We start from the raw sequence: 8970 nt of genomic DNA, 5'->3' as shown, positions 1-8970 counted from the left end.
GACCCCTCCTTCTCCCCCGACTGACCCGGGCGCCCTCAGCCTCTGCGCGCTGAGCACGGCGACACCCGACCCCCACGAGCGGGCCGGCACCCATCAGTCGAAGCACCACCCCTCTGAGAAGGACTCTCGCGATGAACCTGTGGGTCAAGCGCGGTCTGCAGACGGCACTGCTCACCGGAGGCCTCCTGGCCACCGGCAGCGGTATCGCCTCAGCCGACACCGGAACCGGCCTCCTGACCGGCAACACCATCACCATCGACATCGCCGCCCCCGTCGACGTCACCGGCATCACCGCCGGCCTCCTCGGCGACGCAGCCACCACCTCCACCGGCGGCACCACCACCCCGGCACCGGCCCCCGCTCCTGCCGCATCCAGCGGTGGACTGCTCTCGGGCAACACCGTCGACATCGACGTCGCCGCCCCGGTCAACGTCGGGGGCATCGCCGCCGGCGTCGCCGGTGACAGCACCGCAGACTCCACCGGCGGAGCGTCCACCGCCCCGGCCCCTGCGCCGGCCCCTGCGCCGGCCCCCGCGCCGGCCCCGTCCTCCTCCTCCGGGGGCATCGCCTCCGGCAACGACGTCGACATCGACGTCGCCGCCCCCGTCAACGTCGGCGGCATCGCCGCCGGCGTCCTGGGTGCCGCCGCCGCGGACTCCGCCGGCGGGGCCTCGACCACCCCGGCCCCCGACGCCCCGGCCACCGGGGCGGGCACCTCCGGCGGGATCGTCTCCGGCAACGACGTGGACCTCGAGGTCGCCGCCCCGGTCAACGTCGGCGGCATCGCCGCCGGCGTCCTCGGTGATGGCACCGCGACCTCCGACGGCGGCGCCAGCACCGGTACCGCCCCCACCCCGGCCACCGGGACCACCGGCTCGGGCGGGATCGCCTCGGGCAACGACGTCGACGTCCCCGTCAGCGTCCCGGTGAACGTCTGCGGGATCGGCGTCGGCCTCCTCGGCGACGCCGCCGCGGACTGCACCGGCGGATCCACGGCCGGCGGCAGCACCCCCACCACCGGCACCACCCCCGCGAACAACGGCGGCGTCGCCACCGGCAACGACGTCGACGTCCCCGTCACCATCCCCGTGAACGTCTGCGGCATCGCCATCGGTTCGGCTGCTGCTGACTGCACCGGGGGCTCCACCACGGGTGGCACCACGCCGACGAACGGCACCACCCCGGCCGCCGGTACCGACGGCATCGCCACCGGCAACGACGTCGACGTCCCCGTCACCGTCCCGGTGAACGTCTGCGGGATCGGCGTCGGCCTCCTCGGCGACGCGGCTGCTGACTGCACCGGCGGCTCCACCGCCGGTGGCACGACGCCCACCCCGGGCACCACCCCGACGAACCCCGGCACCGGCACCACCGGCTCCGGCAACGACGTCGACGTCCCCGTCACCGTCCCCGTGAACGTCTGCGGCATCGCCGCCGGCGTCATCGGCGACGCCTCGGCCGACTGCACCGGCGGCTCCGCCACCGGCGGCACCACTCCCACCACCCCGGGCACCACGCCGACCACGCCCGGCACGACCCCGGGCACCGGCACCGTCGGCTCCGGCAACGACGTCGACGTCCCCGTCACCGTCCCCGTGAACGTCTGCGGCATCGCCGGCGGCGTCATCGGTGACGCCTCGGCCGACTGCACCGGTGGCGCCACCACCGGCGGCACCACGCCCACCCCGGGCACCACGCCCACCAACCCCGGCACCGGCACCGGCACCGGCACCGGCACCGGCGTGACCGTCCCGGTCACCGTCCCCGTCGAGGTCTGCGGCATCGCCGCCGGCGTCCTCGGTGACGCCAGCTCGGACTGCACCGGTGGAGCCACCACCGGCGACACGACCCCGACCCCGGGCACCACGCCGGGCACCGGCATCGACGTCCCCGTCACCGTCCCGGTGGACGTCTGCGGCATCAGCGTCGGCCTCCTCGGCGACGCAGCCACCGACTGCACCGGCGACACGACCCCCGGCACCGACGGCCCCGGCGGGCCCGGCATCGAGGTCCCGGTCGACGTCTGCGGCATCGCCATCGGCCTGCTCGGCAACGCCGCCGCCGACTGCGGCACCGGCACCCCCGGCACCCCCACCGACCCCGAGGACCCCACGGACCCCGAGACCCCGGTGACCCCGCCGACCACCCCCGAGGACCCGACCACCCCCAGCACCACCCCTGAGACCCCCCGCGGCCTCACCCCGGTCGTCCTCACCGGCAGCACCCCCGTCGCCACCGCCGTCACCTACGACGCCGGCACCGACGACCAGAACACCAGCAGCGACGAGACCCTCGCCTACACCGGCGCCGACCTCACCACCCCGCTGCTGGCCGCACTGCTCGCCCTCGCCCTCGGCCTGGGCCTGACGACCGCCACCCGGCGCCGCCAGCACCAGCAGTAGAGACCCCCACAGGGCACCACCGGCCCTCGCCCTCGGCCTGGGCCTGACGACCGCCACCCGGCGCCGCCAGCACCAGCAGTAGAGACCCCCACAGGGCACCACCGGCCCGACCACCCCAGCCAGGGGCGGTCGGGCCGGAGGTGTACCCGGGCCGTGGAGTGACAGCGGCGCGGGAACCGCGCCCCTGCCACTCCACCAGCAGGTCAGGTCAGCGGCACGCAGAGGGCATCGGGGTCGTCGGCGCAGAGGGCTCCGATGCTGGGCGTGGCCAGCTGGAAGGGCTGGTCTCCGGCGCCGTGGACCCGCAGCGCGTCGATGCGGATGCTCAACGTCGAGAACACCTCGGCGCGCCCCTCGGGCGTCGCTGGCGTCACCGCGTCGCGCAGCACGATGTAGGCGGTCACGTCGCCGTCCGGCCCGCCGTGCCACCAGAACGTGTCTGTGGGCTGGAACGGTGGGTCGTCCTGGCAGTAGGGCTCGTCGGCGCCGTCGAAGAAGACCCCGACCGGCGCGATGTCGGCCGGGGTGTCCGGACCGGGCTCGACGGTGAGGTGCCCCGCGACGTCGGACCCGCCGAAGCCGATCGTGACCGCCACGTACTGCAGCCCGGCCGAGTCGACCCCGCAGTCGTCCCGCCAGCCGACGATGCCCGGGACCAGGTTCGTCTGGGTCACGCCCCGCACGACGGTCAGGTGGTCGGACCCCAGACGCGCGGTCGAGAGGTCGACGGCGGCCAGGGTGACCGGACCCGGCGGCGGCGCCGTCGTCGTGGGCACGACGACGGTCGGCGGCGCGTCGGACTGCGCCGCCTGCGGGTCGGCCAGCGCCGAGGCGAACCCGCACCCTGCCGTCGTCACCAGCACGGCCGCCGCCGCCCCCACCACGCGCAGACCCCGCACCGGACCCCCCTGAGACCGTTCCGAGCCCGGAGGGTGTCACAGCGCGGGGCTCCGCGGGGGGATCAGCGCTGCAGGTGTGCCTGCGACTGCTGCGCGGTGCTCACCAGCGCCTGGTCGGAGGAGATCCGGGAGACCTCCACCGACTGGGCGGGCAGCAGGCTGGCCAGCAGCCAGTCGGTGCCCACCCGCACCCGGTTGTTCATCGAGGGCAGCGCGTACAGGTGGTAGCCGCGGGCGACGATCTTGGCCAGCGGTCCGCGCAGCTTGATGCCCAGCGGCTTGGCGACGGCGTCCCGACCGCCGAGGTCGGCGACCAGCCCCAGGTCGCGGTGCTTGTACGGCCGGGCCCGGCCCACCCCGAGGCTCGCAGCGACGTTGCGGCCCAGCGCGGTTCCCTGGCGCTGGGCGTGCTGGGCGGTGGGCGGGGTGACCGGCTGGTCCTGCGTCGTGCCGGCCGGGGACCAGTCCGGGCTGGCCAGGTCGGGGACGGCGGCGGCGTCGCCACCGGCCCAGACGCCGTCCACACCCGGGACGGCGAGGTCGGCGTCGACGACGAGCCGGCCCTTCTGCAGCGGCAGCCCGAGCGTGCCCACGAGTGGGCTGGCGGCCACGCCGGCGCCCCAGATGAGGGTGCGGCTGGGGATGGTGGAGCCGTCGGTCAGCTCGGTCTCGCCGTCCCGGGCCTCCTTCACCGTGACACCCAGCCGGACGTCGATGCCCCGGCGGTGCAGCGCGTCCATCGCCACGGCACCCAGGTCGGGGCCGAGCTCGGGCAGCACGCTCTTGGCGAGGTCGATGAGCACCCAGGAGATGTCGGCGGGCCGGACGCGCGCCCAGCGGGTGGCGATGGTGCCGAGCCAGTACTGCAGCTGCGCGACGATCTCGGTGCCGGTGTAGCCCGCGCCCACGGCGACGACGGTAAGCCGCTGGCGGCGCTCGGCGTCGTGCTCGGGGCCCTCGGGCAGGGCGTCAGCGCGGTCGAGCTGGCGCAGCAGGTGGTCGCGGAGGAACTGGGCCTCCACGAGGGTCTTCACCCCGTGGGCCCGCTCGGCGACGCCGGGGATGTCGAACTGGCGGGTGATCGAGCCGGGGACGAGGACGAGCCGGTCGTAGTGCTGGACGTGCTCCCCGTCGACCGCACCGCCGTCCTCGGTGGTGGTGACGGTGACCGTCTTGGCCTGTGGGTCGACCGAGGTGGCGCTGCCCAGGAGCACCCGGGTGCGGCGCAGCTGCTGGCGCAGCGAGACGGCGATGTGCCGGGGCTCGACGACGCCGGCGCTCACGTCGGGCAGGAGCGGGCTGTAGAGCAGGTAGTCGCTGGGGTTGACCAGGACCAGCTCCGCGGCCTCCGGCGGGAGCGTCTTCTCCAGCCGACGCAGGGCGTGGAAGCCGGCGAAGCCCCCTCCGACGACGACGACCACCGGGCGGGACTGGCTCATGACGGCTCCTGACGAGTGCGGGCTGGACGGGTCACCGCGCCGTTGCGACACCCACCTCCTGCCCACCCGCCCCGGGGGCGAACCCGTCTGGTGGGTCACCCCGGTCTCGGATGACCGCGCAGGATCCGAACAAGCGCTGCCCGGCCGGGTGATCCGCTCCGGCGACGCCTGACTACAGCCGGCGCACCATCGCGGTGCGCCGGCCGTAGCGGTCCAGCCCCAGCTCGACCTCGTGGGCACGCAGGGCGGCCAGACCCGGGGTGAGGTCGGCCAGTTCCACGAAACCGTGCCGGGCGTAGAACGGCCCGTTCCAGGCGACGTCGCCGTAGGTGCACAGCGTCACCCGGTCGGCGCCGTGCTCCCGCGCCTGGTCGACCGCCCCGGCCAGCAGTGCCGCCCCGATCCCCTGCCGCCCGAGCGCCGGGTCGACCGAGAGCTGCTCCAGGTGCACCGCACCGTCCACCAGCTCCAGGACGGCGAAGCCCCGCGGCGGGCTCCCCTCCACCAGGACCCGCCAGGCGCCCGCCCGCTGTTCCGGGGTGGCCGGGGGCGGGAAGTCGGTCATCCCGAGGGGCACGAAGAGCTGGTCGGGCGCGGACTCCACGGCCGCGAGCAGCGGCAGGTCGGCAGGCTCGGCGAGGCGGACCACGTCAGAGCTCCGTGACCTCGTAGGTGTGCCCGGCGGCCCGCAGCCGGTCCACGAGCACGGTGCCCAGCGCGGTCGCCGGGGTCAGCGACCCGGCCCGGTCGGGCAGGTCGTCCAGGGCGAGGGCCAACGCGGTCTGCCCGAGCATGACCGCGGTGGCGGCGTACCCGGGGTCGCCCGGACCGGCGGCGGTGGACCGGAAGCGTCGGCCCGACGTCGTCGTCCCGGTGGTGACCATGCGGAAGAACCCGTTCTCCCGGGTGTCCTCGTCGGGGCCGGTGCCCGGGGCCGGCAACACCCGGTCGAGCAGCGCCGCGGTGGGCTTCAGGGACATCGCCGACACCGCCGCCAGCAGGCCGCCGGTGACCGCGGCCGCGGTGACCGCGCCGGTGACGCCCTTCCCGGCCGCCATGACCTCGCCGTAGGCGAACTCCCGGCCGTACGCCCAGTCCTGCAGGGCGTTGCTGCGCCGGACGACACGGGTGTTGAACGGGGCCATCACGAACGGTGCGGTCCACCGGCCCGAGGCGTCCCGGGAGGGCTTCGAGGCGTCGCGCGGCTGGCGGGTCCCGGGCTCGGCGGCGCGGTCCGGGCTCAGCGCGTAGGGGTCGGCGACGACGGCCCGCAGGCTCGGGTCGGCCTGTAGCGCGGCCACCTGGGTGCGCAGCGAGTCCACGGTCCCGCCGCTGACCCCGCCCTTGGCGGTGGCCACCGTCTGCACGTCGGTGAGCGTCCCGGCGCCGGCCTCGCGCGCGGTGCGGGCGAGCTCGGCGACGGCGAGGTCGCTGGGGATCGAGTCGTAGCCGCAGGCGTGCACGATCCTCGCCCCGCTCTCCCGGGCCAGCGCGTCGGCGGCCCGGACGGCGTCCCGGACGAAGAGCACCTCGCCGGTGAGGTCGGCGTAGTGCGTGCCGGCCCGGGCGCACGCCTCGACCAGTGGCAGGCCGTGCTTGGCGTACGGCCCGACGGTGGTGACCAAGGCGGCGGTGCTGCGGGCCAGGTCGGCCAGCGCGACCGGGTCGGTGGCATCGGCGACCAGCACCGGCCAGCCGCGGCCACCGGGCGGCAGCGCGGCGCGGACGGCCTCGACCCGGGCGCGGGTGCGGCCGGCCAGCGCGATCCGTGTCCCGGCGGGTGCGTGCACGGCCAGGTGCTCGGCGACCAGGCGGCCGACGAAGCCGCTCGCGCCGTAGAGGACGACGTCGTGTGCGCGCTCGGTGCTCATGGGTCCATCCTCCCGTGGGGGCGTCCCGTCCGCGCCCACCCACCACCTCGGGAGGAACCGCCATGACCGACCCGATCCGCGTCCCGGTGACCCTCGACCACCACGACCACGTCCGCGGCCCGTTCTTCCACGGCACGGCTGCCGTGGTCGGCCCCGGCGAGGAGCTGGTGGCCGGCCGGACGTCGAACTTCCAGACTGACCGGGTGATGCGGCACGTCTACTTCACCGCCGCGGTGGAGACGGCCGTGTGGGGCGCGGAACTGGCCACGGCGCTGACCGGGACCCCGGGACACGGCCGGGTCTACGAGGTCGAGCCGACCGGCCCGTTCGAGGACGACCCGAACGTCACCGACAAGCGGTTCCCCGGCAACCCCACGCTGTCCTACCGGACCCGTCACCCGTTGCGCGTCGTCGGGGAGCTCGAGGACTGGACGCCCCACCCACCCGAGGTGCTCGCCGGCATGCTCGCCTCCCTGGCCCGGCTGCGCGAGCAGGGCCTCGACGTCATCGAGGACTGAGCTCACGCCCGGCGCTGCTGCACCAGCGGGCAGGTGAACGGGTCCCGCTCCCCCAGCCCGACCCGGTTCAGGTACCGGACGACGATGCCGTAGGAGCCGACCAGGCTGGTCTGCGTGTAGCGGACGCCGTGCTCGTCGCAGAAGCGCCGCACGATCGGCTGGGCCTGCCGGAGCGCAGGCCGCGGCATGCTCGGGAAGAGGTGGTGCTCGATCTGGTAGTTCAGCCCGCCCATCGCGACGTCGGTGACCCGGCCGCCGTCGATGTTGCGGCTCATCAGCACCTGACGGGACAGGAAGTCGATCCGGGTCCCGGCCGGCACGATCGGCATGCCCTTGTGGTTGGGCGCGAACGCCCCGCCCATGAGCAGCCCGAACAGCCCCAGCTGGACGGCGACGAACGCGGCCGCCTTGCCGGGCGGGAGCACGACGGCGACGGCGACCAGGAAGCCCACCAGCCGGGCGACGATGATCCCGAGCTTGAGCCGGCGGTGCGGCACGTCCCGCCGGGTGAGCAGGTCGCGCACCCCGGCGACGTGCAGCTGGACGCCCTCGAGCAGCAGGAGCGGGAAGAACGCCCAGCCCTGCCGGTCGAGGAACCAGCGGGCGGCCGGGTGCGTGCGGTTCGGGGCATCGGCGGGGTCGAAGACCAGGACGCCGGTGGCGATGTCGGGGTCCCGGTCGACCTGGTTGGGCCCGCTGTGGTGCCGGTTGTGCTTGCTGGTCCACCACCCCATCGACAACCCGGCGCAGGCCCCGGCCACGACCCGTGCCGCCCAGGCGTTGGCCGTCCCGGACGCGAAGACCTGGCGGTGTGCCGCGTCGTGGCCCAGGAACCCGAACTGGGCGCTGGTCACGGCCAGCACCGCGGCGACGGCGAGGGTCCACCAGGAGTCCCCGAGCACGACGAAGGCCACCCAGGCACCGACGGTCACGGCGAGGACGACGGCGGTCGTCGTGACGTACCAGCCGACCCGGCGGCGCATCAGCCCGGCGGCCTGCACCTCCTCGGCGAGCTGGGCGTAGAGGGTCGGCGGCCGGGCGCCCGCCCCCGCCCGGGTGGGGGCAGGGGCGGGCGCGGCGTTCTCGAGGGCCGTCACGGGAGCCGGGCGCTCAGCTCGCGACGCGACGGACGGCGGACCGGGCGCTGGTGACGCCCTGCCCGAGAAGCCCGGAGAACAGGGCGGGCGCGGTGCGCTGCTGCTCGCCCTGCTGGGCGGCCAGCACGATGAGCACGCTGGTCAGGGCGGGGTTGACCCACTGCAGGGGCTTCAGGGCGGCCTGACCCTCGGCGACGTCGGCCGGGGTGTCCGCGCCGGGCTCGGTGGCGCCGGCGGCCGGGGCCGGGGAGCCCTTCGCCGTCTTCGCGCCGGCGAGCCCGCTGGCCAGCGTGGTGCCCATGGCGGCAGCGGTCAGCACCGTCTTGACCAGGGTGTTCGCCCCGGCGCCGTCCTGGGCCGAGACCCGGCCGCGGTCGGCGCGGGCCATCCCGATCGAGCCGACGAGGTGGGCCCCGATGGCCACGGCCTGAACCGGTGCCCACGCCGCCCAGCCGATCGAGCTGAGTCGGGTGCGCTCGGTCGGGTCCTTCGCGGCCGCCGCGGCGCCGTTGACGCCGACGGCGCCCATGAGGCTGCCGCCGAACCAGGCGGCGAGGCCGATGTCGTGCATGGAACGGAGGACGGTGTGCCGGTCTGCGGACATGGTGGCTCCAAGGCTGGGTTCCGGCGACGTGCCGGGAGGGAGCCCGTGGAGGGTGTGCGCACACGACCGCAGACCACGGGCAGAGAGTCCGCCGGGTCCTGGACGGGGTGGTGCGTACGTGCGCCCTCGACCTACCCGCC

8 protein-coding genes are annotated in these 8970 nt (G+C 75.5%); 2 read left to right on the top strand and 6 right to left on the bottom strand.

What is annotated here, in order from left to right:
• The first annotated feature begins 131 nt into the window (after positions 1–131).
• Positions 132–2402, top strand: a complete 2271-nt coding sequence (locus ASG36_RS23030) for a chaplin family protein (protein WP_055769225.1) — start codon at positions 132–134, stop codon at positions 2400–2402.
• A gap of 203 nt (positions 2403–2605) precedes the next feature.
• Here the strand turns inward: ASG36_RS23030 and ASG36_RS21290 are convergent, their stop codons facing one another.
• The 4 genes from ASG36_RS21290 to ASG36_RS21275 all read right to left on the bottom strand — a co-directional run bounded on the left by ASG36_RS21290 (position 2606) and on the right by ASG36_RS21275 (position 6611).
• On the bottom strand, positions 2606–3301 hold the full coding sequence (locus tag ASG36_RS21290) for a hypothetical protein (RefSeq protein WP_157499047.1): 696 nt from the start codon (positions 3299–3301) through the stop codon (positions 2606–2608).
• A 62-nt stretch (positions 3302–3363) separates the two neighbouring features.
• Positions 3364–4740 carry an NAD(P)/FAD-dependent oxidoreductase gene (locus ASG36_RS21285; protein WP_055769219.1) on the bottom strand — a complete coding sequence of 459 codons (1377 nt, stop codon included), beginning with the start codon at positions 4738–4740 and terminating at the stop codon, positions 3364–3366.
• A gap of 172 nt (positions 4741–4912) precedes the next feature.
• Positions 4913–5389 (bottom strand): GNAT family N-acetyltransferase, encoded by a 477-nt coding sequence (locus ASG36_RS21280; RefSeq protein ID WP_055769217.1) that lies wholly within the window; start codon positions 5387–5389, stop codon positions 4913–4915.
• A 1-nt stretch (position 5390) separates the two neighbouring features.
• The gene (locus ASG36_RS21275; RefSeq protein WP_055769213.1) at positions 5391–6611 is read right to left on the bottom strand and encodes a trans-acting enoyl reductase family protein; all 1221 of its coding nucleotides are present in this window, start codon (positions 6609–6611) and stop codon (positions 5391–5393) included.
• Between the two features lie 62 nt (positions 6612–6673).
• Between ASG36_RS21275 and arr the strand changes: the two genes are divergently transcribed.
• Positions 6674–7129: an NAD(+)--rifampin ADP-ribosyltransferase gene (arr, locus tag ASG36_RS21270; protein ID WP_055769209.1), complete on the top strand. Its 456-nt coding sequence runs from the start codon at positions 6674–6676 to the stop codon at positions 7127–7129.
• Between the two features lie 2 nt (positions 7130–7131).
• Here arr and ASG36_RS21265 read toward each other — a convergent pair whose 3' ends face one another.
• Both ASG36_RS21265 and ASG36_RS21260 read right to left on the bottom strand, forming a co-directional pair.
• Positions 7132–8226, bottom strand: a complete 1095-nt coding sequence (locus ASG36_RS21265) for an acyl-CoA desaturase (protein WP_055769206.1) — start codon at positions 8224–8226, stop codon at positions 7132–7134.
• A gap of 13 nt (positions 8227–8239) precedes the next feature.
• Entirely contained in the window at positions 8240–8830 is a 591-nt protein-coding gene (locus ASG36_RS21260; protein WP_055769202.1) for a hypothetical protein, read from the bottom strand.
• Between the last annotated feature and the right edge of the window lie 140 nt (positions 8831–8970).

This window comes from Geodermatophilus sp. Leaf369 (genome assembly GCF_001424455.1).
In the GTDB taxonomy this organism is placed as follows: Bacteria; Actinomycetota; Actinomycetes; order Mycobacteriales; family Geodermatophilaceae; genus Klenkia.
The sequence above is the reverse complement of the archived record's forward strand: the minus strand, read 5'-3'. Positions and strand labels throughout refer to the sequence as shown.